Below are 24352 nucleotides of genomic sequence, written 5' to 3'. Positions count from 1 at the left end.
GCAGTTTTGTAAATATAATAAAAACACTTCGGCAACTGTTACTCAACAATAAAAAGAGAACATGTGCAAGAAGTGTTTGGGTCGCAAAAAGGAATTTAATAGATGACGTACATCACTCTTTCACAGGATTACGGCTATACTCCTTACAGCGTTTCGAATCTTGCCGCAGGCTCGGTGATCGATGCAACCAACGCCTCCTGGATCGTCGACAATAGTCGCAATGATAATCCCGACGCCACGCACCTCTCGACATGGGGTACGGGCGCGCTGAATACCTACCCGTTCAAGGTCACCAATGCCGGTACGGGCCTGGTGATCAAGGGCGGCGAAATCTGGGGTCAGGTGCCGCAGCAGTCCGACTGGGAATATACCTATACCAATTCGGCCGCGATCCGTGTCGAGAACGCACCGAACGTGGTCATCGAGGACTGGCGCCTCGACAAGACATGGGATGCGATCCGGATCGCCAACGGCAGCAGCAACTTCCTGATCGATGATACTTACGTCAGCAACGCGCGCGACGATGCCGTCGAGAATGACTATGTGATGGGCGGAACCATTCGCGACACTCTGTTCGACGGCGTCTTTTCGGGCATCAGCCTTGGCGACAGCGACCATTATGATGGTTCGATGAACACGATTAAGCTCGATGGCGTGTTCATGCGCATGGAGTCCTACCTTTTCCATGGCGAAATGACGCACGTTTCCCCGTTCAAGACGGATACGGGCGCGCCGCAGACGACGCCCGACATCCGGATCGTCAACACGGTGATCGCGATCGAGGACCCCAACCACGAAAGTCAGGCCCGGCTCAAGATCGCGTGGGACCATGTTGTCGAATCGCACGGCAATGTCTTCCTGAACCTGTCGGACACGCCATTGCCGTCCACCTATCCGAAGCCCCCGGCCGGCTTCACCATATTGCAAGGTCAGGAGGCTCGCGATTATTGGGCAGCGAGCAAGGCGGCGTGGCTCGATAATCATGACGGCACGCCCTATGCGGAGGTGACGCCGCTTCCGCCGCTTCCGGGTGGTGGCACGTCCTCATCGATCACAGCCCCGTCCACTTCGAGCCCGGCACCGACGACATCGAGCCCAACGCCGACGACGCCGACCACAACAACCAGTTCGGGCTCCTTCAACACGATCACCGGCACCAGCAGCGGCGAAAAGCTGACCGGCACCGCGGGCGTAGACCACATTGACGGGCTTGCCGGAACCGACACGATCTTCGGCAAGGGTGGCGCCGACATGCTGACCGGCGGCCGCGGGCATGACAAGTTCGTCTTCGACACGTCGCTCGGCGGCGGCGCCGCCACGATAACCGACTTCAATACGTCCGAGGACTCCGTCTATCTCGACAATGCAGTCTTCACGAAGCTCGGCTCCGGATCGCTGGGCAGCCCGGTGCGTCTGTCCGGCGCCTATTTCGAGCATGGGGACGGCGTGGTGGCCAACGACTCGAACGATCATGTCCTGTACGACAGCCACACCGGCATTCTGTCTTACGATGCCGACGGCAATGGTTCGGGCGCGCCCATTCCCATCGCGCATCTGTCGGCTCATTTGGACCTCACCAAATACGACATTTTCGTTGTCTGACATTGTGACGGCTGTTCTCCGCTGGACTTAGTCCATCGGTGGCAGTTGATTTCAATTAGGCGTAAGGTGCAGGGTGCTCCCAGAGTGATTTCGAGTGAAATGGAACATTTCACGGCTGGGAAATCACGGAAAACAAAGGAAACCAGAGTCTGTTTCGATTCAATCTAATCGAAACAGACTCTAGTTTCCGGGTGCCCTGTTCTTCAAGGCGTGTGAGCCTGCGAACTGCTGCGCTCCAGAGCCCTCCCTATATGAGGGAAACTACTGTGCTGATCCTGCCCCAGGCCCTTCGAAACAGCCTGACCGTCAAGGCGGCCCTGTCCTCCTGCCGCCGTCATTTCACCTATGCGGCTTTGTTCAGCGCCGGAACCAACCTGCTGTTCATCGCACCCATGCTGTACATGCTGCAGGTCTACGACCGGGTCGTGCCCACGAAGGGACGGATCACCCTCCTGTTCCTGACCGTGGTTCTGATTTTTGCGCTGGTGACCCTGGCGGCCCTTGATGCCATCCGGTCGCGGCTGCTGGTCCGGGCCGGTGCGTGCCTCAATGAGAATATGGCCGGCCGAATCATGCGGGCCACCTTCCTACAGGGGGAAGCTCGTCCGCGGCTTGCCCGCCAGGCGCTGCGCGAATTCGACCAGTTGCGCAACCTGCTGACCGGTCCAGCCATGCTTGGTGTGCTCGATGCGCCCTGGATCCCGATCTACGTCCTGCTCGCTTTCCTGATCCACTTCTGGGTCGGGGTGCTGACCGTCGTTGGTGCGGCGCTGATCACCTTTCTTGCCTGGCGCAACGAAAATGCCACGCGGGAGCCGCTGCAGCAGGCGAACATTGCCTCTGCCCGGGCATATGCCAATTATGATACGGCCGTGTCCTCATCCGACATTGTCCGCGCGCTCGGATTGCGCGAAGCCCTGATTCATGGCCAGAGCACCGACCGGGAGCATGCGTTGGCGCTGCAAACCGAGGCGGGCATCGCGTCGGCGCGGCTGGGCGCGGAATCCAAATTCGTCCGCCTGCTGCTACAGTCCCTGGCTCTGGGCGTGGCCGCTCTGCTGGCGATCACGGCCTCTATCAGCCCCGGCTCGATCTTTGCGTCCATGTTCATTGTGGGCCGCGCCCTTTCGCCAATCGACCAGTTGGTCAACGGCTGGCGCTCGATCGTCCAGGCGCGGGGTGCGATCACCCTGCTCGACGAACTCCTCGCCGGCACGCCGCCAGAGATGGTCCGCACCCAACTGCCCGAACCGCAGGGCCGCCTCGAGGTTCACAATCTGGGCGTCGCTGCGCCCGACAAAAAAGTGATCCTAGCCAACATCAATTTCCGCATCGAACCAGGGGAAGTGGTCGCCATTGTCGGTCCCAGCGGCGCGGGCAAGTCGACCCTCGTCCGCGCGCTTGCCGGAGCGGTACGCCCGACGGTCGGTGAGGTCAGATTCGATAGTGCCGACCAACGGCACTGGGACCCGGAGCAACTGGCGGCGCACATTGGCTTCATGCCCCAGGAAACCGTGCTTCTTGCCGGAACGATCAAGGACAACATCTCCCGCTTCCGGGCCTGGAATGGTGAGAGTGCCGATCGCATCGACAAAGACGCGATCGCCGCAGCCAAACTGGCCGGTGCGCACGAGATGATCCTGTCGCTGGACGACGGATACGACCACCCGCTCCAGCTTGGCGGCCGTGGCCTGTCGGCCGGCCAGGCGCAACGTATCGCCCTTGCGCGAGCCCTGTTCCGGTCACCGCGCTACATCATATTGGACGAGCCGAACGCCAGCCTGGATGCAGAAGGCGACACGCAGCTCATCCGCACGCTGGAGCAGCTCAAGGCTGCGGGAAAAACGATCCTAGTGGCCGCGCATCGGCTGAGCGTACTGCCTGTGGTCGACCGGATCATGGTCATCCGCGAGGGCCAGCTCGCCTGGATCGGTCCGCGCGACGAGGTGATGCGCAAGGTCGCACCGCATGCGCCCCGGACGGCATCCAATGGATAATCCAATGAATATATTGCAGCGAATCATGCCGCCCTGGTTGCCGACCGGGAGATCAGCATTGGCACTGCCTGGATCAGAGCCGGGACGTGCCTCGAACCCGGACTTTGACATCCGGGTCGGGCTGGCTCTTCTGATCCTTTTCTTCCTGCTGTTTCTCGGCTGGACGGCCGTGGCGCCGCTCGATGCAGCCGCAGTAGCGCAAGGGCACCTGGTCGTCTCCGGACAACGCCAGTCGGTGCAGCACCCGACGGGCGGGGTCGTCGCCAGCATCCATGTCCGCGAAGGCGCCAAGGTGCAACGCGGCGATATATTGATCAGCCTTTCCGCGGCGGAAGCCCGCGGGCAGGAGCGCGCACTTGCAGGCCAGGCCATCTCCCTGCTCGCGCAACGGGCAAGGCTGCAGGCTGAGGAAGCGGGTTCGCCAACCATCATTCCGCCGCCCGAGTTCGCCCGGCTGAAGGGTCAGGACCGGATCGATGCGGATCGCGCCTTGAGCATCCAGTCGACTCAAATCCGTACTCGCTCGGCGGTGCTTTCCACCCAGCAGCGCGTGCTTGGCGAACAAGCAAGCCAGGCGACCAGCCAGGGCCGTGGCTACAACCAGCGCGCCGGGACCATCCAGGAACAGATCGACCTTTTGAACGAAGAGCTTTCGGGCCTTCGCGGACTCGCGGAAAAGGGCTTCGTGCCGAAGACCCGGATCCGGGCCCTCGAACGGGCCAGGGCCGACCTCCAGGGGCAGCTTGCCCAGGATCGCGCGACGGCGACCGCAAGCCGCAGCCAGGTCGGGCAGAGCCGACTGGAGATACTGCAAGCGAAGAGTAGCTACCAGGAACGGGTCGCCTCGGAAATTCGCGACGTCAATAACTCCTTGGCTGACGTTCTACCGAAATGGGAGGCGGCACGAGACCAGCTAAACCGCGCCGACATCCGAGCGCCCGCTACGGGAACGGTGGTGGGGTTGACTGTGTTCACCCCCGGAGGAGTGATTGGGGCCGGCGAGAAGCTCATGGACATCATTCCGGATCGCATGCCGCTGACCATCGAAGCGCGGGTGTCGCCCAACGACGCCGACGACGTGGAAGCGGGACAACTAGCCTTCGTTCGCTTTTACACGCTCCATGATCGGTCGCTTCCGGCGCTGGAAGGCAGCGTCACACGCATATCCGCGGATGCATTCACGGAGCAGCGGACGGGCGAGGCCTACTACACGGCTTCGGTGCAGATACCGCTATCCGAACTCCATAAGATAGAGGAACTCCGCGGACCCGGCGCTCTCAAAGCCGGAATACCGGTCAGCATCGAAATACCGCTGCGCAAGCGCACCGCGCTGCAATACGCGTTCGAACCGCTCATGGGTGCTATCGAACGCTCGTTCAAGGAGCATTGATTGGAGATAGCTCGGGGGCTAGATAGTGGCTGCTTCGTAAGGGTCTATCCACCTTTGGGCCGAGCATCGCGAGGATGGCGATGGAAACGTCCGACGGATCCGAGGATAGCATTGGCAGATTTGGCCCAGCGCAGCGGTTTGGGATTGGTGTTATGGTTATCGATGAAGATTTCGATGACCTCAATCAAGTCCTTCATCGACCTATGATCACCGCGTTTGATCTGTTTTTCGTACAATAAGTCGAAGAAGCGCTCGACATTTTTGATCCATGGTGATGATTTCGGCGTGAAGCGCATATGCCAGCGCGACCGTTTGGCAAACTGGTTCCCAATCAATTTTGTCTTTTGACTTACAATATTATCCATAACGACATAGATATCAAAATCGGTCGGAACATTGCGTTCGACATCTTCGAGAAAGTCGAGAAAATCGCTCGATTGATCGCGAGAGCCGCAAATATCCCTCACTTCGTCGGGACGGTCCATCGCCTGGACTCTTACCGAGGCTTTGAAGCCGGCGAACAGCGTCGCCGTTTCCCGACGTTCATAATCGCGGGTGTGCCGTGCAATTTGTCCCGGCCGAATGGGTAACATCGGTTGTTTATGATCGAGAGCCTGAATTTGGCCCCTTTCATCGACGCAGATCGCCAGCGCCTTGTCAGGCGGATCGAGATAGAGGCCGACAATGTCGCGCACCTTCTCGATGAATTGCGGGTCGCTGGACAAGTTGAACGTTTTTGCCGGATGGGGCTGGGGCGAAAACGCTCGCCAAATGCGATATACGGAGGAAGTGGAAACGCCCACAGCCTTAGCAATTTCGCGAATGTTCCTCTGCGTAGCGTTGATTGGCGTGTCTTCGAGCATCTTTGCGATGATCGCCGCGATCCGATCATCGTCAATGCGGTGCGCGCCGCAACGTGGCTCGTCCGAAAGGCCATCCAAGCGTTGTTCGACAAAGCGCGTGCGCCATGCCCGAACCGTCTTACGCGTGACGCCAAGGGCTGCGGCAATTTCGCAATTGTTCGCGCCACCGGCAGCCCTCAGCACGATTTCTGCGCGTTGCGCATCGCGCCGAGCGATGCTCTGACGCCGCACCAGCCGTTCAAGTGCTTCCCTTTCGTCGCGCGATAATTCGATCAAGACCTGCTTTGTCCTCGACATCCTCCAACTCCCAATCGCTTTTACACCTGTAGGAATCATCTATGGCGATAGGTGTAGAAATTCTGAGACGAGGATAGCAGTTCGATATTCTGTCAGATCGATTGCCACACGCGCGTAGCTGCTTTCCGCACGGTTTCCTCGAGTTCACCGTCGGTGTCGATCGGGCAAACGATAGATTTTGCGAACTCGGCTTCGCTTTCGAGTGTCCACCGGCGCAGGACGGCATCGGGATCTGGTCCCCCGGGCTTGCATCGTGCGAGATCCCGCTTGAGCGCCGTCGCGATCGGCACACTCAGTTTAAGGACGAGTCTGGGCTTAGGGAGACGTCGATAGATTGAACGTTCCTGCTCCATCAGCCAGCGTTGAAACGGCGAACGCGCTTGGGTGATTGCAAGATCGTCGAAAGCGCTGCCATCCAGACCCGTTGCATTGGTTGCCGGGCACCGATCCGAAATCACGATCGTTCCCGATGACATCTCCCGCATGCTGCGGGTCAGAAGTCGCCGGCGATCATGGGCGACGAGCAACTTGCCAATGACAAAAACGGTAGAATATCGTCGTTCGGCACGTCGTTCCGGCTTTTCATACTCGCTAAGGCGTTCATCCGGCAACGCCTTCCGAACAGTGGGCACGAACAATCTGGGCAGAAAAGACAGCCAACTCGCCGGTGGCTTGCCGAGGTGAATCGTCTTCACGTCGAGATTTTTCCCCAGCTTCTCAGCCACGAGTTTTGCCAGCGTGGATTTCCCCGTCCCTTTTGGGCCGACCAGCGCGATCCACGCCCCCCCCGTCAGCAGCGACAGATTGCGTCTGGAACGCACGCGCATGCCGAAGTGCTTGCCGACGCGCATGATGCGCGAAAATCCGGCAGCGACATGGCCGAGCCGTCTGTGATGTCGCAGCGCCCAGGCCACGCGCATTCCCATTGCCACTCGCATAGGCACCGTACCCTTTGCGATGCAATCTATCATTTGCCGCACGGGAATCCGAACCGATGGGAACCAGTCCTCGCAGAGAGCAGCCGCCTCGTTCACGTCGCTCCTTTGAAGGAGCCAGGAAAGCTCTTCCCGACACTCGTCATAATGAGCATTCACCTTGAGGATTTCGACGATGCTGATGTGCTTCAGCAACATCCTGAGTAGAAACAGCACCAGTTCCGACGTGGGATCAGGGATTCGTACATCCATCAGGGAGGAGGTCCGTGCGAGGAGCTCTTCCTCGACCGGAAATCTGAATGACTTCACGAAGCTGTCGCCGCTCACCAGTTGATGATAGGCGTGCAGATCCAGCAGGCGGCCGGCGTCCGGGTCCCAGGCCAAGGCATGAAAAACGCCGGCATGTCCAGCGCCCATGCGGGAAACGGCAAGCTTGAACCCGCACTCGTTAATGACGCGCTGAAAGGCATCCGCATCGGAAGGATGAACCAGAAGGTCGATGTCCTCCCGCCCGCACAGCGTCTTGTCCAGTCGTATATTGCTCTTCCAATGGCAGTAACGGATGCCGTCACGCTCCAATGCGGCGAACAGCATCAGCCCGATCGAACTGGGTTGCAGATCGGTTCCGTCCCTGCCGGTCGTCGGCGCCAATAGAAGGGTTGCGCCATGAGCGACCAGATTTTCGGCTGGCGCACGATCGCTGGAGGAATAACCTTTGTGCCCCACCGCATCAGCCCTCCCATGCCTCTCCGCGTAAAAAGCAAGTGTCGTGATCGACTTGCATCTTACTCCATGAACGATGCTGTACCAGCCCTGATCACGCGGCTTGGAGGTCTAGAACGCACTGCGTTAGATCTGACGCAGGGGTCGCGATATAATTATTTGTTATTGGATCATTTTTGTAGAAAATCGGCGCCCGCTTTTCTGCGCGATTCTCTAAAACGGTCTACACCCATGGTTAATTTGACTTGACCGGCCACAGCCCGGAATCTGGTTTTCCAACGGCTCCAAGGCCACAAGATTCCCCGTCAGTCCGATTACCCGAAAGGGACGGAGCGATACCATGGCGACCTTCAAATTACGGTCCGACACCAATACCGTCCGTGAGAACAGCGGCACTGCCGGTAATGTTCTTCTGAATGATAGCCTTGCCGATCAGGTGACGCAGATCAAGGCCGGCAGCGGCATTTTTGAGACAGTTCCGGTCGGAGGCATTACAATTCAGGGCATCTACGGATTCCTCACCATCATGCCCGACGGCAGCTATTCCTACACCGCATCGACCGACGCTGCGGAGCGACTCAAGGCAGGCTCGACCGCCAGCGATACCTTTACCTACGCTGCCATAGGCAGCACCGGTTCCGGCACCACCACTCTGAAATTCACCGTGACGGGCGTCAACGATGCACCTGTACTGTCTTCAACTCCCGTAACCTTGAACACGATCACCGAAGATCAGGTCACCAATAGCGGCCATTCGGTATCGTCGTTTCTGAGTTCGACCGATATCGATTCCAGTGCCCTGCGAGGGATTGCGATCACGGACCTCGCATCCGGCAATGGCCAGTGGCAATATTCGACCGATAGCCGCGCGACCTGGTCCAACATAGGCACGGTCAACGATGGCTCCGCGCTACTTCTGCGCTCATCGGACTATATCCGCTTTGTCCCGAATGGCTCCAACGGTACGACGGCGAACTTCACCTATCATGCCTGGGACCAGACGAGCGGATCGGCAGGCGCCAAGGTCGATGCGTCAACCAATGGCGGCCAGACCGCCTTCTCCACCGGCACCGCGACGGCCTCCATCACCGTCACCGACGTCAACGACGCGCCGGTCGCTCAGGCCTCCAACGCTTCGGGCACTGAAGATGGTCCGCCTGTCACCGGCCAGGTAACGGCCACCGACGTCGACAGCAGCACGCTGACTTATAAGCTTGTGGCGAATTCCGCGGTCGGCGGATCGGTGACGGTCGATGCGACGACCGGCAATTACAGCTTCACCCCCGCCGCCAACTTCAACGGCACGGCTTCCTTCAAATTCACCGCCAGCGATGGGAGCCTGACCTCCGCCCCAGCCACGGTCACAATCGCCATCGCTTCGGTCAACGACGGGCCGCCTGTCGCCCACACCGATAGTGCGGGCACCTATGCAGACACGCCGGTCCTGATCGACGTCCTGGCGAACGATACGGACATCGATGGCGATCCCTTGTCCATTTCGGCCCTGGGCAGCGCCGGTCACGGAACCGTTCAAGTCCAGAACGGGAAGGTCCTTTACACACCCACGGCGGGCTATACCGGCACCGACGCGTTCACCTACACCGTTTCGGACGGTTTCGGCGGCTTTGATCAGGGGAATGTGAATGTTACCATCGCTCCTAATCAGTCAGGCGGTCCCACCGCTGTCAGCGTCACCTTCAGCCAAGGCGCCAACGGATACAGCGATGCCATCGATACGATGCTGAGGCAGAACAGGTCATCTATCCCCTTCGCCGACGCGCCTTTTTTCCGATCGATCCTGGAATCGGGAAAGGAATCGCAGCCGCTTCTGAAGTTCGGCAATGTGTTCGGATCCGGGCCGGGGCAGATTCCGCTTGGCGCGACGATCATCTCGGCGTCTCTCACCCTGGAGGTCACTGACGGGTCCGCCTCCGGCGGTTCGATCAACCGCATGCTGGTGGGTTGGAATTCCGCATCGACCTGGAACAGCCTGGGCAGCGGCGTGCAGATCAATGGGATCGAGGCGACGTCGACCGGCGCCATCAACGTCGGATCGATTTCGAAGGGCAGCCATGCATTCAACGTGACGGAAAGCCTCGCCGCCTGGAATGATTCGGCTTCGACTTCCGCCGGGCAGAACGCGGCGAACTTCGGCTGGGTATTCAAGCCGACGAACATCGACAGTTGGGACTTCAATTCGGCGCAAGGCGCCGTAAAGCCGGTGCTGTCCGTAACCTACACGCTGGCCGGGGTTCCTCCCCCAGCCCTGCCGGCAGTTTCGATCGGGACAGTCGCTACGGCGCACGAGAATGACGGCACAATCACGTTCAGCCTGTCCCTCAGCCAGGCTTCGACACAGGATATCACGATCAACCTCGGCACCAGCGATTTCACGGCGAAGTCGGGGGCCGACTATATTGCCGCAACCAGTTCCATAACCTTCTCGCCGGGGGAATTGACCAAGACGTTCGATGTCAGCCTATTGAACGATGCCGCCGCCGAACGGCTGGAATCCTTCAAGGTCCAGATCAACTCTGCGACCAACGCCACGATCGACAAGGCCGTCGCCACTGGCAAGATCACCGATGACGATGTCACTGTTCCGCCCATGCCGGCCATCAATGCAAGCGTAGTCTCCGTACATAATATTTCAGACGCTACCCAATATAATGGAGGCCCTGGTTACGGGATAAGCGATCCATCAGGGATTGCCTATATTCCAAGCCTGGGCAAGCTCCTGATAGCGGACTCCGAACATGACGAGAGCCCGTTTAACAGCAACATCAACCTGTTCTCCCTGCAACTCGACGGGTCTTACGTCGGCAACTACAGCCTCACTTCCTTCTCAAAGGAGCCTACCGGCCTCGCTTACAACTCGAACAACGGTTATCTGTACATCCCGGACGACGACCAACAGGAGGTGTTCTGGGTCTCGCCTGCGAATCCGTCAGTCAAGCTCGGCTCCTTCGATACTGGCTATCTCGGCCTTCTCGACACGGAGGACCTGAAGGTCGATCCAGTGACAGGGCATATCCATATGCTCGACGGCGTATTGAAGCAGATGATCGAACTTACCGACCAAGGTGTGTTCGTGAACTCGGTTTCTCTCCCATCCGTGATGAAGGATGCGGAGGCGCTCGCCTATGATCCCACGCATGATGTATATTTTGTCGCCTCGGGAGCCTCATCCAAGATCTGGGCCATCGATCCGCAAGCCAACATACTGGGGACCATAGACGTGCTGTCTTCCTATAGCCCGACCGCCAAGATCAAGGGCATGGAACTGGCGCCCAGCAGCGATCCGAACGATGGCAACGCCTTAAGCCTGTATGTGTCCGACTATGGTTCCGACCAACAGAATGACGGCCGATTGTACGAAATCCACCTGGGCAATGACTGGTTTTTCAATTGGTAAATCAGGCGAGGCTCAGCCAGCATTCGGCAGCCATCAGTTTGTAAAGCCGCCCCAACTGTTCGGAACGCATGCATCGGGGTTCGAGCGCGGATCGGTTGGCAACCGGGTAAGCTTCGGATGGCAATTGATCCAGTTGTTCTTCGCGCGGGTCCAGGCGTCTCTCGCGGCCTGCCCTTTGAGCAGGTGGAAGCTGGACGGCGGGAGTGGAACGAAATCGGGGATTGGCGCGTCCGAAAGCCACAGGAACAGGTTATTGGACGATTCTGTCAGCTTCGACCAACTGGTCGACCAGAATTGCGGGTAGGAAGTGCCACCGGCATAATCCACCGCGACAACCGAATTGACCACCCGGAACCGCGGAGCGCGCTGATCGCTCTTCGTCAACGCGCCAAACCGGCGTCCCTCCTTGTAGGAATATTCCTGCAGGCGAAGCAGGACTCCTGAAAGCGTCACCGTCTGGTTGCTCGCATCACCCATGGCACTGTCTTTTCGCGGCTTGACGCTGATGCCCTGGAACGCGCCATCGATCAGAGTATCGCGGACCGTCCCAGCCTGGAGAAAGTCGTTCTCGACCGCATCGTCGCGTGCATCGCTGATCCAACTGTTGTCGATCAATAGTCCGGGGGAGCCGCGGCCCATGCGGATCGCATCCCACGCGCCGGTAATCCGTACTCCATCGACGACGCCGTTGGGCGCTCCCTCGAACGTGATCACCGAGCTGTTGCAGTAGGTGGCCCGCCATTCCGCCGATTGCGGCACGCGACTAAGAAACAGGCCGCCTACGATAGCGGTCCGGTCTTGCTGCTCTATCAGCAGGGGATATTTGTTGAGCGGCAAGTTTCCATGGTTACAATCCTGGTCAGCGGTTGGCTTCGGATTGCGACTATTGGCGACCATGAAGCTGGCGCGCCGGGCATCGAGAGCCGCGCCGCTCACTCCAGCCGGCGGCATGAATTTCAACCGCTCAAGTGGTTGTTCACCACGAAGACTGACGATCCGACGTGCTGATTGGAGAGCACCGTGCGTGTCATCGCGATAGCCGGACATTTTGCGCATCGAAGCAGGAAGCAACGCGGTCGTTGCTCCACCAGCCGCCAACGTAGCCAACGCGCAGAGGAGGCGGCCTTTTCCGAACCGAAAAATGGGCTTTGACCGCACAAACGCCCCCTTTTCCCAAAGCGGTCGATCAAGCCGCATCATGCGCCCGTCGAAACTTTTTGACCAGTAGCAATCTGGGATGGGGGCGCGCGTTACGGGATCCTACCGATCAATTTGCAGCTTTCTTTCCTTCGCGGGCAGCGACGCGATCACGCTTCATTTCACCCACGCGGCTCCGGATTGTTTGAAATGCAGGCGGGGCAAGCCCTTGGTCCGCGCAGGCCAGTTTTATCCTGCGTGTGAGCTGGGAAAATTTCGCCTTCGGGCGTGTCAAAAAGAACTGCTCGATTTCTGACGTGACCACCGCTTCCACATCGGGGTTTAGCCGATGGCGGCCCTTGGGAAATCCGGTGGGCCTGCCCAGTAGCGAACTGGTGACCGGATCTGCTCGATAGCGGGTCACCAGCTTGAATACCCAAGCGCGACTGATGCCCAATCGGTTGGAAGCCTCCATGACCGCTGCTCGATTGAGCGTCGGCAGCTCGGATAGCGCGCGGATTACCGGCTCGCGCTCGCAAGCAATCCGCCAGGACTGGTCATCTGCTCGTAGACGAGGCGCGTCCGCACTTACCATTTTCCATCCCCGCATTGGCAGAGAATCGTGTGGCTGGGTCCACTTATATTCTACCAAATTGAGGTGTCAGAAGCGATGATCTAGATATTAAGATTAGCCAAGGTCAAGACGATCAATGGCTTTTCAGTCCAGCAACTTAGCGAAAACGACTATTAGGGTTTAGAGCATCGTGCGGAAAAGTGGGAACTGGATTTCCGCTTAAAATGATGCGACAATAAAAGTTGGAGCGCGCGATCTGCGCCTGATCCAACGCAGCGAGCTCTAGAACGGAAACTCAGACTGGCAACGATAGCTTCCAGTCCAAATCTGCTTGGCCCGACCGGCCGAAACCGGAAGGAGGAAACCCGTCTTGACCCGTCTATGACATTCGAAACATAATTGTCAGACGGGAAACTTCTCGTTGAAGAGCCCGGCTCAGTTTTCGGGGCGATCAACCCAATATCTTTTAGCAGCCCACTGAACCGACGAGGTCTCCAGTGAACCAGATAGACGGATTTATGCTTCCTTTGCTATTGGCAGCCATAATGCTCCTGTGGATCGTTTGCATACCTTGGTTCTGGCACCTGCAGTCAAAGTCGAGAGACATGGTCACAGTCACGATTTTCGATAGGCTGCTGACGATCGTCTGGCTGCCGGTATATCTGAGCACGCTTCTATGTCTTTCAGTGGCATATATTTGGAGCCGCTACATCAAGGCAAAGTAATTTCATGCTCGATCGTTACCCGGAAAGGCAAAATCCCATCGCATCCGGCAACGGCAGCTATAGCCCGTTGCCTCCTCCAAAGTGGTCGGACCATAAAGGTGCCGCCTAGAGCTTGCCCGGTGCCTTGCGCCGATGAATTCGCTGCAGCCCCGAGAAGGCGCGCGTAAAGATGCCAGGTCCCAGCCCCCATCCCCGCAGGGCATGTGCATTTCCGTCCGCAGCCTCCCAGCAGTATCGTGGCGGATCGAGGGCAAGCGTGAGCAAAGTGAATACGGGTCCAAGCACAGACCAGTTCGCCTGCACCATCCTGCGCCGATGCTGCAGACGCGGCCACCAGCCCCTGATCAGCCGGGGCGGCACCCCGATACCTAGCAGCGCCTCGATCGTTACAAGCTGGGTCCGGAGCGCCGTCTGTGGCTGGCGCTCAGGGAACCATGAGCTAAGCAAGTCCCAGTCGATGCCCTCGGGCGTCCGGGCAAGTGCAACGATGTCGAGTACGTGCCGCAAATCGACAAGCCCCCGCCAATAATCGCGGTCCTTAAGTTGATCATGGAGGATCAGTATCAGCGCTTGGGCGGTTGGCGAGGGCAGCAAAGCCTCACCCGAGCCAACGCCAACGCGGACGCAGTTCGCGGCAAGCCGCGCGAAGTCGAAGCGCGGACGCGATGTTTTGAGGCGGCAGTGCAGGTCGATCGTCCCAGCATCGCACGAACGTGCAAATATATGGGCCACCGTTGGATCGCTCGACCCAGTCTGCTGGACATAACCAATCGTAACTAGCGCTTCGCCCGCATAAGCCAAAGCCGAAGCTGGCACTATGAGATCCAGATCCGAAAGTAGTCGGCCTCGCGAGTCGACGCCGGGCATGGCGAGGAGCGCAGCGCCCTTGATGAGCATCGGCATGATATCCACGCGATTGAGGCAGGTGACTGCCTCGGCGAGTTGGTCGCGCATACGCCGGTCGCGCTCGAGTGCACGTGCCTGGACCGCTGCGAGGAAGCTTCTGACATCCTCTGGAAGCGCGATCGATCCGCTGATCCGCTGGCGCTGAGCGAGCGTCCCCGTGGTCAGTGTTTGGTTCGCAGCGGCGATGACCCCGGCCCAGTCAACATTCACTGGCGGACGGCCGTCCAGGCACGCCATGAGTTGCGCGAATGGCACACCGCTATGCATCACCGCGGAGTCCGGCGAGCGTCCGCACTGCTTCATCGAGTTCGGAATAGACGAGCGTGTGGCACTCCGCGCCTGAAACGAGGTCGACCAGCATTCGGATATCCGCTGCAGAGGCCCCTCCCCGGCTCGAATAAGCCTCACGGATCAGTGCCGCGAGCGCATCCGCAGGATCCTCGCGAACGAGCATTGCCGGCGCGCTCTTGCGCCGCTGCAATGATATAATCCAGCGCACGGGCAACGCACCGTCGCAGCCGCGCCCCGGTGAGAGGAAGCGAATACGCTTGCCGTCGAGCCGGTGGTGCACGCGCGCACATGCCAGATCGTCGCGGAGATCCGTGATCAGCCGCCATGCTCCGGTCTTGATCGCTGGCGCGAAACGCAGGCCCTGTACGCGCCCAGCATGGTCGACGAGCGCAATGTCGTCGCCTCCATAACCAAAGCCCGCCGCCATCAGAGCCACCGTTATTGTACTCTTGCCCGCGCCCGGCGATCCGGCGAGCAGCAACGCCCCGCCGTCGCGTATCAGGCAAGCAGTATGAAGCGCGACGGACACGCTTGGCACGTTGAGGATTTCCTCTATCAGTAGGCCCTTGAGCGAAGGCGCGGCTTGCAACGGGGTGACGATCAGCATGGGCTGACCACGCCTGCCGATAAAGACGAGGTCGCATCCGTCGACGATATCGTAGCACGTCGATCCTCTGTCATCCCCGGTCTCCAGATGTGCGAAAACCGGTGCTATCCGCTCCATCAGCGCATGAGTGCCGTAGCAGAGCGTGCGGCGGAGACCCGCAATCTCTATGGTCTGACGCGCCGCCTCCTGCCCAGGTGCCGCGACGAGTGTCGCGGCGACGATTCCTTCTCGCGACCACATCAGCAGCGAATCCCGCGCATAGGTTCCAGCGATCACGGGAGGTAGGCCTTGATCGACGAGCTTGTCGCGCAGCGCTGGCCAGCGCGTCCCTGCTTCGAGCCGGCGCGCGAGCCAGACAGCGGTCTCGTTGAACTCGAAGAGCCTCTGCCTCTTGCCAGAAAAGGCAGCCACGCGTCCGCCGATCGAAACAAGCGCCGCGTCGTCAGCCAGGCAAAGGCACACAGCCAGATCGTCCGCCATGGACGGCGCTTCATTCCAAACCGGCATGACGGGCGAGGAGGGCAAGCCTATGTCCTGTCCGTTGATCATCCCCCCGCGCGCCCCGCTACGGTTTTTTGTGCGCTCCGTCGCGGTTGCCCGGATGGCCAGGCCCACTGCCCAGCCCATCATTGATCGGCGGATTGCCTGGGGGCTGTGGATCAAGGCCATTGCCGACCCCGTTATTGCCCTTGATCCGGCCACCTGTCGATTTGGCGATCGCTGGCGAACTGAGCGACGTGGACAAAAGAATAGTCATCGCGGGCGGCACTGTCAGTGCGAAACGTCCACAAGATTTCAGAAAGTCCCGACGATCATCCTCACCAGAGGACAGTTTTTCCAGAGGTTCTACCATGGCACTTCCTCTCCACTGGGCGCACATACGCCGGTGAAATTTTGGCCATCGCGCCTATTTATTAGGCACTCTCGCCAGAGTGCGACTCCGACTTTTGTTATTAACAACCATTCCCATCACAGGCATGCATTTTTAATGAAATTTTTCTAAGCGATGCTAACCTAATAGCCATCTAGGTAATAAAAAACCCACATACGCTATGCTCCCTATTCTGAACCAAAAAAGTGATTCTGCCAACTTGAATTCGATTTCAGTTGAACTTTTCTGTTTATTAATTCGCAAAATTACTCATCCTTAAAGATATAATCGATGCATGTCTTTAGTTATATATTGTGATAAATTTCCAGTGATGCTGAATCACACGGCGGATTTCCAACGCAGCGAATTAAGGCCACTGGCGCGGACGACGAACAGTGCGAACCAGGAATGTCGGCTCCTGGCATTGGCGGAAATTTACGACGGCGGTAGCCGCGGCGATGCGACGCGGATCGGCGATCGTCCGTCGGACGCGTGCGAGTTGTCGAGATTTCAGACCAATCATCCCGAGGTACAGCCCTCCTCCCGGTAGGCGACCGGATTGGCGATCCAGCGATTGACGACAGATTCGTGCCAGCCAGCGCCGTGGACGCTGATCAGTATCTGCCTGGGGAATGTCCCCTCCGCGATCTTGCGATAGAGGGTGGAACGGTGCGGGCCAGAACGGTCTTCATACGAATGATACGATCAGGATTGTTCATGGGGCAGTTCTTTCAATTCATGTTGCTGCACACGCTCCCAAAGATCAGCATTGAACGGCTCCGTTCTCCCGGCAAGAGGGCTGAACGGATCAATTGGGATCCCTGGGGTACAGGACGGCAAACGCTGGCGGGCTTCGGCGGTCCTTGGCGGAACAGGGTGGAAATCGGCGTAAGACCAACCGCGCCCTGCGGCCGACGCAGATTTTTTCCCACCGCGTCCCAAGGACACAGCGCTCAACGTTTCCCGAGGTCGCGATTCGAGCGACCGGGCAAATGGTTCAGGTCGATTCGTTCATGGCAATTCCTTCAAATCGTGAAGGTCTGCCCGCCAGTGATCAGCCTGCGTCAAACGATCCCGCCTCGCAAGGATGAGGCACTGAAGTGCCGCTTTGGGCATTTCCGCGCCTGTTTGGGTGCGTATTCCGACGAAGCCGGCCACCATTCCGATCTGATGTCGGCCATTTGAGTGGCTCGTGTGGATCTTGTTTGTTGATGTCCTGATCTGTCTTATTTGGTCAAGTGTCGAATGAGGCGGCACGCCTTTTGCGGAGGCTCTCGCCGGTCAGATCGATGCGGTATGCGTTGTGAACGACGCGATCCAAGATGGCATCGGCCAGAGTGGGATTTCCAATTATTTCATACCAGCGGTCCACGGGGATTTGGCTCGTGATGAGGATAGAGCCGCGATCATAGCGGTCCTCGACGATTTGGCGGCGGTCGGCGTTGAGGGCTTCAGGGCCCCAGTCATCTATAATGAGCAAAGATGCGCGCGACAGCGCGCGCAGCATCTTGGCGTATATGACGAAGCGGTCCGCATGGCCCTGATCATCTTATGGGAATCGTCTGATCGGTTGTGCGGCAAACGGCTCCGACCACTCATCCCCATTCTCCTGGAGGCCATGGAGCGCCATGGGCATCTGAACCTGGACTTGGAGGTGAAGACAAAGCTGAGGACAATGAGTGCGGCGACGATTGAAGGTGCCGCGCAAGCAGCGCCATACGGCCAAACGGGTGTTTGATCGGCTTCGTGACGAGCGCGGGTTCACCGGCGGCTAGCCGATCAGGCGCTCCTTGCCGTCGAAATGCAAATCCTGCCCAAGCCGGAACGGACACGAGAGCATCTGGTTACCGTGTGCGAAGCCCTTCGCGAGGCCTTGCAGGCGGTCGCTGTCAACGGGCACCGAAGTTTCCGCAAAAGTGGGCATCTAAAATTCCCTAGTTTGGCGGGACGGTTTTTGCCGGTGATCAGCCGTGATGAAGATCAAGCTTTTCCTTTGCTGGTGGGCGACCGCGCCGTTTCGGCAAGGGCGGCGGATTGATGGACGGAGCAGCGCGGGCATGCTCAGGCAGCAAGTCGGCGTGCTGTCGCATGCGATAGCTGGAACCCTCGATCTGGACGACTACAGCATGGTGAAGGAGGCGGTCCAACAAGGCGGTCGCCACTACAGGATCGCCAAAGACCTCGCCCCATTCGGCAAAGCCGCGGTTGGATGTAAGGATCATGGCACCCTTTTCGTATCGGGCGTTGACGAGCTGGAAGAACAGGTTGCCGCCGCCCGGCGTGACAGGGAGATATCCGATCTCGTCGACGACGAGCAGGGAGGAGCGGCACAGGAAGCGGATCCTTTCGCGCAACGTGCCCTCGCGTTCAGCCTTGGCCAGCGCAGCGATCAGATCGGCAAGCGGGATGAAGTAGACGCTCTTGCCTGCCTTCACGGCTTCGACTGCGAGGGCGGTCGCGATGTGGCTTTTCCCGGTGCCCGGCGGTCCCAGCAGATGCACGACCTCGGCCCGGTTGATGAAGTCGAGGCCGGCCAGCGCCAGGATCCGGTTGCGGTCGAGCGATGGCTGGAAGGAGAAGTCATATCCGTCCAGCGTCTTGATGATCGGCAGCCTGGCCATGCGCAGGGCCGCCTTGATCCTGCGGTTCTCCCGCAGCGACAGTTCTTCGTTCAGCAAAATGTCGATCGCCTCAACGCCATCGATCTTGCCCTGCTCGATCCCGCGCAGGGTGGCGTCGAGCATTTCCAGGGCGCGCGGCATTTTGAGATGGACCAGACTGCGGCGGATATTATCAACGCGAGACGCGGTACCCCCATGGCTCATGGCCGTTCTCCTCGGGCCAGTTGGCTGCCGATCGCTTGATAGATCGCCAGGGAGCGCACAGCGACATGCTCGCCGATACGACCAATGGCGATATCCTCTTTCCCATGGTGACGTCGTTTGGCGCCGCTGCCTCCGGTTCGATGCGCAGGATCGATCCTGTACTGTCGGCGCCCCTCCAGGACAGGATGCTCGGCAATGACATTGCCCAGGTCGATGATCCGGATCTTGTCGGGCAACTGCTGGATTTCGACGACGCGGCGGGTGCGATCGGGAACGCTGTAGTAATTGCCGCCGACGGAGACCATGCCGTCGTGGCTGACGCGGCGCTCCAGCTTCAGCACGGCATCGAAGCGCCCTGCTGGGAGCATTTGCAACTCAGGCTGCTCGGCGGCAAAGGCTTCGATAATGATCCGCTGCGTCGTGCCGTGGACACGGACGTTGGCGACGGTATCGAGCCAGTCGATCAGCTGGACATTGAGATCTTGCAGATTGCGGAAACTCCGGCCCAGGAAGAAGTCCTTGCGGATATAGCTGAAGGGGCGCTCCACCTTTCCCTTGGTCTTGGCCCGATAGGGGCGGCAGGCGCGTGGTACGAAGCGGTAATGCCGCGCCAGGGCCAGCAATGATCGATTGTAGATGATATGGCCCTGATCATCCTCCCCCGTCACGGCGGTTTTCATGCGATCGTAGAGGATCTCGATCGGGACGCCGCCGATCGCTTCGAAGGCCTGCATATGACAGCGCAACAGGGTTTGGAGATCCTGGTGCATGACATAGCGTGCAAACAGGAAGCGCGAATGCCCCAGCACCAGGCTGAACAGCCAGACGATCCGGCTGACGCCGGGCTCATCGGTAAAATCGACGACGAACCGGGCGAAGTCGACCTGCGCCTGCACACCAGGCGGCGTCTCGAACCGCACCTCGAAGGGCTTGGGGCCGTTTTCCGGTCGGATCGCCGCCAGGAACCGCTTCACGGCGGTATAGGCGCCCATATAACCCAGCTCACGGATTTCCCGCGTCAGGCGCGCCGCTGTCAGATCGGGAAAGGCTGTCACCCGCTCGCGCAGAAATTCCAGATAGGGCGCCAGCTTATTCGGCCGCCCCAACATACGCGGGCCGTAAACCGGGGCCTCGATACCCCGCTCAATATATTTGCGGATGGTCTTGGGGTCGCGGCCAGTGCGTCGGGCAATGGCGGATATCGATACGCCCTGCCGATGTAGCTCGAGGATCATCATCAATTCTCCAAGTCGGATCATCGGCCCCGTCTCCGAGTCTGCAAAGGAGATGAGGACGATGTCGGCCCATCTCATTCTGCCGGGGCTAGTGGATTGATTCCAACGTTTGGAACCCTCGGTTTCGGGCTGCGATGATGTCGTCGGGATTGGCTTTCCAGATGAAGGGTTTGGGGTTTGCGGCGTTGTATTCGCGGATGAAGCGATTGATGGCGGCCTGGAGATCGACGAGGGAATGGAAGACCCCGTGTTTGAGCCGGCGTCGGGTCAGCTTGGCGAAGAAGCCCTCGACGGCATTGAGCCATGAGCTGGAGGTTGGCGTGAAATGGAAGGTCCAGCGCGGATGGCGGGCGAGCCATTGCTGGACCTTGTCCTTTTTGTGTGTCGCATAGTTGTCGAGGATCACGTGGATCGCTTTGTCCGCCGGCACTTCGCGCTCGATACGGTTGAGGAAACGGATGAACTCCTGATGACGATGGCGCTGCATGTTCTGCCCGATGACCGTTCCGTCCAGCACATTGAGAGCGGCAAACAGCGTGGTCGTGCCGTGCCGCTTGTAATCATGGGTCATGGTGCCTGCGCGGCCCTTCTTCATCGGCAGGCCGGGCTGGGTGCGGTCGAGCGCCTGGATTTGCGACTTCTCATCGACGGACAGCACCACCGCATGAGCCGGCGGATCGACATAGAGGCCGACGATTTCGGTGAGCTTCTCGGCAAACGCCGGGTCGTTCGACAGTTTGAAGCTGCGCCAGCGGTGCGGGCTGAGACCGTGCGCCTTCCAGATCGCCTGCACCGTCGAGGCGGCAACGCCAGCCACCTTCGCCATGGCGCGCAACGTCCAGTGGGTCGCCTCGTGCGGGGGCGGCTCATGCGTCAGGCGGACGATCTCGGCGACATGCGTGGGCGGGATCGGCGCCTTGCCGGGCGGACGGGATTTATCGCGAAGCAGACCCTCGACGCCTTCGTTCATGAAGCGTTCCTGCCATCGCCAGACGCAGGTCTTGGACTTGCCCGTCGCGGCCATGATCGCCGAGGTACCCAGACCATCGCCGCTCAGCAGCACAATACGGGCCCGCCAAACGTGCTTCTGCGGGCTCTGCGGGGCCGCTGTAATGTCGCACAATCGCTGACGGTCGGCGGCGGACAGGGTGAAAGTGATGCCATCGCGCATCCTCTCAGACTCGCACGCCAGCAAGCCGATGGGAATCCCCCATCGGACTCTTTTGTTCCGGTCAATCCACTAGCCCCGGCAGAATGAGATGAAGGGGCCACCAAATAGGGAATTTTCAAAGCCCACTTTTGCGGAGAATTGCAGGACCGATGACAGTCGCCGACGTCAAGATTGCAGTTCGTGTTACGACCGTCGATCCGACCAACTATTTCGTGTTGAGATAAAAAGTCGCACGTTGAGGGCTACCCCGTAAAGCCAGCGGCAGCGATGTAGCGCGACAGCATAGCAAGAACGTGCCCGAGGCTTACTCGATCTCGAGGCCCAGCATATCGACGATGTAGCGGCGAACCGGTGCAGCGCGCGGCTCTGAAACGGCCCGAAAGACGGTTTGCGCGAGCGCGGTCGACGACTAAAATCGACCGCCTAGCAGTCCGCGCACGCCAGCAGTTCGCCGAGCACCTCGCCGTCGATGTTGGCGACGCCAGCGGACCTCCGTCAGCGCTTCACCGGAAACGTTTAGCGCAGGCTCGCAGATCGCTCAGCCCACCTGTACAAGATCGACAGACATCCCAACTATCGGGCTCCCGAGCTGTTGCATACGCCCGCCATCTCTCAAGGAGCCTAGATCCATCGCATGAAAGCCGATGTCGGCGATTAAGGAGCCAACCGTGGCCTTGGCGTCGGCATCGTCCCCCGACATGAAGAGCACCCGCCTGCCAGCCTCAACCGTTCCTCCCGCTCGCAACGTCCCGGAAAAGACGCTGTTGAACGCCTTTACAACTCGGGCCCCAGGGACGAGCCGCGACATGATCTCGCTGGACGTCTCTCCGCCTAGATCGTCCTTAATGAAATCGGGCGCATGAGTGAGGTAGTGGTTGCTCGCATCAACAAAGATGCGACGGCCCCATGATGGGAACGCGCCAAGGATCTCTTCGCGGTTTACCCACCGCGAGGCGTAGATAACGATATCATGGCTGGCCGCCTGCTCGAGCGATCCCCCAGCAGCGTTCGCCCCGATGGCCGCCGTAAGATCCGCAAGCGACTGTGGTCCCCGGCTGTTCGCGATGATCACACTGTGCCCCGCTCGCGTTAATGTCTCGGCAAGCGCCGACCCGAGCATGCCGCTTCCAATGATTCCGATGGTTGCCATGTCGTTCCTCCTGTTTGTTGGCCATTTGCCGAATCAGTGGTAGCGACTGGTTGCAGAATGAACAGTACGCACCTTTTTGTCCCTATAGGTATTTATGCATCCGGACGGCCCAAACCCTTTGCGACGCGACTGTGGCTCACGGCAGCTGATAGAACTCATCGGAGATAAATGGACAATGCTGGTGCTATGGGCATTGCATTCCGGCCCGCGGCGTAACGGGGAGCTTTTGCGCCTCGTTGAGGGGATTTCGCAAAAGATGCTGACGCGAACGCTTCAACGGCTCGCTGCCGAAGGCATCGTGGTCAGGCACGACATGCAGACGGTGCCGCCGCATGTGGAATATCGGCTCACTGAGCTCGGCGAGTCCCTCGACATACTCAGGTCAGTGCTCGACCAATGGTTCGCCGAGCATCTCGCTCAGTATCGGGCCGGTAGCTTATCAAACGGTGCGCAAACCGGACCCCATATCGGCATTGAAGAGAGAGCCTCATATCGAGATTGAGCGGAGCGTTGTGGGTGAAGCCCTGCGTTGTGTGCAGCGAGGTCGGGCGTAACCCGGAGTTCGGGCATTTCGCTCGGTCACGCATTGGCGTCGCGGGTGGCGACATTGCTGCACCCCATATTGAACGAGATGCGTCTTAGGGGGCATAGGGGATAACCTGTTCGCGGATGAACTCTTCGGTCCGCACGAGAAGTTTATCGAGCATATTCCGAGCCTTTTGCCGATGTCGGGGGCAGGCCCCACAATTCGGCTATCACGTAGCGATCGCGTCGGCCAATAAAACTCCACGACCGTGTTATTTTGTTATTTCCAACAAAACTACGTGATATGGACGGCATGAGCTTTTAGCACATAGCGATGACCGACAGCATGAACGTATCAGCATTGGGCGACGAGCCTTCCGTTCCTTCCCAGCTAGGCAAGCGGCGCAAGACCAATCGCCGAGAGCAGCAGCGTGCGATTGAGACGCGCCGCACCATCTTGGAAGCCGCGCTGATCGAATTTGCCGAACGCGGCTTCGACGGCGCCAGCACCCGCCGCATCGGCGAACGCGCTGGACTCGAATATACCCTGATCACCTATCATTATCGCAACAAGGATGCGCTCTGGCGCGCGGTCGCGGAATATGCGTTCGACCAGATCATGGCGGCCTGGGAGGACGCGGTGCGGCCTGAAGCGAACATGACGCCGGCGCAGCGGTTACGCGCCGAGTTTCGGGCCTTTCTGCAATTCACCACCAATCACAGCGCCTTTCACCATTTCATGCTGCGCGAGAATCAGGTGAACAGCCCGCGCCTTGGGTGGCTGATAGAAAACGTCGTTTCGCTGACCCGCGACCGGGTCATGCCGCACATCCGCGCGGCACAGGCGGACGGTGAGTTGATCCAGGCCGATCCCGATTTGGTCTATTACATGTTGATCGGCATGACCTCCGCCCCATCCTCGCTGCACGGCGAAATGGCCAGGACGATCGGGTTTTCCCTGATGGATGCAGACCGCATCGAGGAATACTGGCAACTGATTGAGCGATCTATCTTCAAATAAACTCTACGCATGTGGAGTTTTAATGGACAACCTTCGGTCGAAGTGATACCTCTCCGCTCAACAAGATAGCGCTGTGCGCCGTTGAGGGAGGG

20 protein-coding genes and 1 pseudogene are annotated in these 24352 nt (G+C 59.2%); 7 read left to right on the top strand and 14 right to left on the bottom strand.

Annotated features, from left to right (window positions below):
• Positions 1-102: 102 nt before the first annotated feature.
• From HUK72_RS24150 to HUK72_RS24140, 3 genes are all read left to right on the top strand, one after another.
• Entirely contained in the window at positions 103-1602 is a 1500-nt protein-coding gene (locus HUK72_RS24150; protein ID WP_176599092.1) for a calcium-binding protein, read from the top strand.
• A gap of 251 nt (positions 1603-1853) precedes the next feature.
• On the top strand, positions 1854-3599 hold the full coding sequence (locus tag HUK72_RS24145) for a type I secretion system permease/ATPase (protein ID WP_176599091.1): 1746 nt from the start codon (positions 1854-1856) through the stop codon (positions 3597-3599).
• Between the two features lie 4 nt (positions 3600-3603).
• Positions 3604-4989: an HlyD family type I secretion periplasmic adaptor subunit gene (locus HUK72_RS24140; RefSeq protein WP_255325989.1), complete on the top strand. Its 1386-nt coding sequence runs from the start codon at positions 3604-3606 to the stop codon at positions 4987-4989.
• Positions 4990-5033: 44 nt separating this feature from the next.
• Here the strand turns inward: HUK72_RS24140 and HUK72_RS24135 are convergent, their stop codons facing one another.
• Positions 5034-6149 carry an IS630 family transposase gene (locus tag HUK72_RS24135; protein ID WP_176599090.1) on the bottom strand — a complete coding sequence of 372 codons (1116 nt, stop codon included), beginning with the start codon at positions 6147-6149 and terminating at the stop codon, positions 5034-5036.
• 92 nt (positions 6150-6241) lie between these two features.
• Positions 6242-7810 (bottom strand): hypothetical protein, encoded by a 1569-nt coding sequence (locus HUK72_RS24130; RefSeq protein ID WP_176599089.1) that lies wholly within the window; start codon positions 7808-7810, stop codon positions 6242-6244.
• Positions 7811-8147: 337 nt separating this feature from the next.
• Between HUK72_RS24130 and HUK72_RS24125 the strand changes: the two genes are divergently transcribed.
• The gene (locus HUK72_RS24125; protein ID WP_176599088.1) at positions 8148-11222 is read left to right on the top strand and encodes an Ig-like domain-containing protein; all 3075 of its coding nucleotides are present in this window, start codon (positions 8148-8150) and stop codon (positions 11220-11222) included.
• Between the two features lie 33 nt (positions 11223-11255).
• On the opposite strand, the gene HUK72_RS24120 is transcribed toward HUK72_RS24125, so the two are convergent.
• The 6 genes and pseudogenes from HUK72_RS24120 to HUK72_RS24095 form a co-directional block, all read right to left on the bottom strand.
• The gene (locus tag HUK72_RS24120; protein WP_176599087.1) at positions 11256-12269 is read right to left on the bottom strand and encodes a hypothetical protein; all 1014 of its coding nucleotides are present in this window, start codon (positions 12267-12269) and stop codon (positions 11256-11258) included.
• Between the two features lie 220 nt (positions 12270-12489).
• Positions 12490-12954 (bottom strand): hypothetical protein, encoded by a 465-nt coding sequence (locus tag HUK72_RS24115; protein ID WP_176599086.1) that lies wholly within the window; start codon positions 12952-12954, stop codon positions 12490-12492.
• Positions 12955-13763: 809 nt separating this feature from the next.
• The gene (locus HUK72_RS24110; protein WP_218036270.1) at positions 13764-14801 is read right to left on the bottom strand and encodes a nucleotidyltransferase family protein; all 1038 of its coding nucleotides are present in this window, start codon (positions 14799-14801) and stop codon (positions 13764-13766) included.
• 22 nt (positions 14802-14823) lie between these two features.
• Positions 14824-15942: a hypothetical protein gene (locus HUK72_RS24105; RefSeq protein WP_176599084.1), complete on the bottom strand. Its 1119-nt coding sequence runs from the start codon at positions 15940-15942 to the stop codon at positions 14824-14826.
• Positions 15943-16027: 85 nt separating this feature from the next.
• Positions 16028-16315 (bottom strand): hypothetical protein, encoded by a 288-nt coding sequence (locus tag HUK72_RS24100; RefSeq protein ID WP_218036269.1) that lies wholly within the window; start codon positions 16313-16315, stop codon positions 16028-16030.
• Positions 16316-16852: 537 nt separating this feature from the next.
• A pseudogene (locus HUK72_RS24095) lies at positions 16853-17052 on the bottom strand (helix-turn-helix transcriptional regulator).
• On the opposite strand from HUK72_RS24095, the gene HUK72_RS24090 reads away from it, so the two are divergent.
• Positions 17051-17518 (top strand): hypothetical protein, encoded by a 468-nt coding sequence (locus HUK72_RS24090; RefSeq protein ID WP_176599083.1) that lies wholly within the window; start codon positions 17051-17053, stop codon positions 17516-17518. The pseudogene HUK72_RS24095 and the gene HUK72_RS24090 sit on opposite strands and share 2 nt — an antisense overlap.
• Before the next feature lie 49 nt (positions 17519-17567).
• Here the strand turns inward: HUK72_RS24090 and HUK72_RS24085 are convergent, their stop codons facing one another.
• The 6 genes from HUK72_RS24085 to HUK72_RS24060 all read right to left on the bottom strand — a co-directional run bounded on the left by HUK72_RS24085 (position 17568) and on the right by HUK72_RS24060 (position 22714).
• On the bottom strand, positions 17568-17840 hold the full coding sequence (locus tag HUK72_RS24085; protein WP_218036268.1) for an ATP-binding protein: 273 nt from the start codon (positions 17838-17840) through the stop codon (positions 17568-17570).
• Between the two features lie 264 nt (positions 17841-18104).
• Positions 18105-18257, bottom strand: a complete 153-nt coding sequence (locus tag HUK72_RS24080) for a hypothetical protein (RefSeq protein WP_176599082.1) — start codon at positions 18255-18257, stop codon at positions 18105-18107.
• Positions 18258-18297: 40 nt separating this feature from the next.
• Entirely contained in the window at positions 18298-19158 is an 861-nt protein-coding gene (gene istB, locus HUK72_RS24075; RefSeq protein ID WP_176599081.1) for an IS21-like element helper ATPase IstB, read from the bottom strand.
• Positions 19155-20417, bottom strand: coding sequence for an IS21 family transposase (gene istA, locus HUK72_RS24070; RefSeq protein WP_176599080.1), 1263 nt, complete (start codon positions 20415-20417; stop codon positions 19155-19157). The genes istB and istA overlap by 4 nt, the downstream gene beginning before the upstream one ends.
• A 64-nt stretch (positions 20418-20481) precedes the next feature.
• Positions 20482-21564, bottom strand: a complete 1083-nt coding sequence (locus HUK72_RS24065; RefSeq protein WP_176595971.1) for an IS630 family transposase — start codon at positions 21562-21564, stop codon at positions 20482-20484.
• Between the two features lie 538 nt (positions 21565-22102).
• Positions 22103-22714, bottom strand: a complete 612-nt coding sequence (locus HUK72_RS24060; protein WP_176599079.1) for an NADPH-dependent F420 reductase — start codon at positions 22712-22714, stop codon at positions 22103-22105.
• 94 nt (positions 22715-22808) lie between these two features.
• Here HUK72_RS24060 and HUK72_RS24055 point away from each other — a divergent pair, with 94 nt between their 5' ends.
• On the top strand, positions 22809-23216 hold the full coding sequence (locus tag HUK72_RS24055; RefSeq protein WP_176599078.1) for a helix-turn-helix domain-containing protein: 408 nt from the start codon (positions 22809-22811) through the stop codon (positions 23214-23216).
• A gap of 357 nt (positions 23217-23573) precedes the next feature.
• The gene (locus HUK72_RS24050; protein WP_176599077.1) at positions 23574-24260 is read left to right on the top strand and encodes a TetR/AcrR family transcriptional regulator; all 687 of its coding nucleotides are present in this window, start codon (positions 23574-23576) and stop codon (positions 24258-24260) included.
• Positions 24261-24352: the final 92 nt, after the last annotated feature.

The organism is Sphingobium sp. 15-1 (assembly GCF_013375535.1).
In the GTDB taxonomy this organism is placed as follows: domain Bacteria; phylum Pseudomonadota; class Alphaproteobacteria; order Sphingomonadales; family Sphingomonadaceae; genus Sphingobium; species Sphingobium aromaticivastans.
The sequence above is the reverse complement of the archived record's forward strand: the minus strand, read 5'-3'. Positions and strand labels throughout refer to the sequence as shown.

What these genes read in the sequence shown, in the direction of transcription:
- HUK72_RS24140 (WP_255325989.1), top strand. Translation starts at nt 3,604, where the DNA reads ATGAATATATTGCAGCGAATCATGCCGCCCTGGTTGCCGACCGGGAGA.
- HUK72_RS24150 (WP_176599092.1), top strand. Translation starts at nt 103, where the DNA reads ATGACGTACATCACTCTTTCACAGGATTACGGCTATACTCCTTACAGC.
- HUK72_RS24080 (WP_176599082.1), bottom strand. Translation starts at nt 18,257, where the DNA reads ATGCCCACTTTTGCGGAAACTTCGGTGCCCGTTGACAGCGACCGCCTG.
- HUK72_RS24085 (WP_218036268.1), bottom strand. Translation starts at nt 17,840, where the DNA reads ATGCTGCGCGCGCTGTCGCGCGCATCTTTGCTCATTATAGATGACTGG.
- HUK72_RS24105 (WP_176599084.1), bottom strand. Translation starts at nt 15,942, where the DNA reads ATGGCGGACGATCTGGCTGTGTGCCTTTGCCTGGCTGACGACGCGGCG.
- HUK72_RS24120 (WP_176599087.1), bottom strand. Translation starts at nt 12,269, where the DNA reads ATGTCCGGCTATCGCGATGACACGCACGGTGCTCTCCAATCAGCACGT.
- HUK72_RS24055 (WP_176599078.1), top strand. Translation starts at nt 22,809, where the DNA reads ATGCATCCGGACGGCCCAAACCCTTTGCGACGCGACTGTGGCTCACGG.
- istB (WP_176599081.1), bottom strand. Translation starts at nt 19,158, where the DNA reads ATGAGCCATGGGGGTACCGCGTCTCGCGTTGATAATATCCGCCGCAGT.
- HUK72_RS24110 (WP_218036270.1), bottom strand. Translation starts at nt 14,801, where the DNA reads ATGGCGTGCCTGGACGGCCGTCCGCCAGTGAATGTTGACTGGGCCGGG.
- HUK72_RS24125 (WP_176599088.1), top strand. Translation starts at nt 8,148, where the DNA reads ATGGCGACCTTCAAATTACGGTCCGACACCAATACCGTCCGTGAGAAC.
- HUK72_RS24115 (WP_176599086.1), bottom strand. Translation starts at nt 12,954, where the DNA reads ATGGTAAGTGCGGACGCGCCTCGTCTACGAGCAGATGACCAGTCCTGG.
- HUK72_RS24065 (WP_176595971.1), bottom strand. Translation starts at nt 21,564, where the DNA reads ATGCGCGATGGCATCACTTTCACCCTGTCCGCCGCCGACCGTCAGCGA.
- HUK72_RS24145 (WP_176599091.1), top strand. Translation starts at nt 1,854, where the DNA reads ATGAGGGAAACTACTGTGCTGATCCTGCCCCAGGCCCTTCGAAACAGC.
- HUK72_RS24050 (WP_176599077.1), top strand. Translation starts at nt 23,574, where the DNA reads ATGACCGACAGCATGAACGTATCAGCATTGGGCGACGAGCCTTCCGTT.
- HUK72_RS24060 (WP_176599079.1), bottom strand. Translation starts at nt 22,714, where the DNA reads ATGGCAACCATCGGAATCATTGGAAGCGGCATGCTCGGGTCGGCGCTT.
- HUK72_RS24135 (WP_176599090.1), bottom strand. Translation starts at nt 6,149, where the DNA reads ATGTCGAGGACAAAGCAGGTCTTGATCGAATTATCGCGCGACGAAAGG.
- HUK72_RS24090 (WP_176599083.1), top strand. Translation starts at nt 17,051, where the DNA reads ATGGGGCAGTTCTTTCAATTCATGTTGCTGCACACGCTCCCAAAGATC.
- istA (WP_176599080.1), bottom strand. Translation starts at nt 20,417, where the DNA reads ATGATCCGACTTGGAGAATTGATGATGATCCTCGAGCTACATCGGCAG.
- HUK72_RS24100 (WP_218036269.1), bottom strand. Translation starts at nt 16,315, where the DNA reads ATGGTAGAACCTCTGGAAAAACTGTCCTCTGGTGAGGATGATCGTCGG.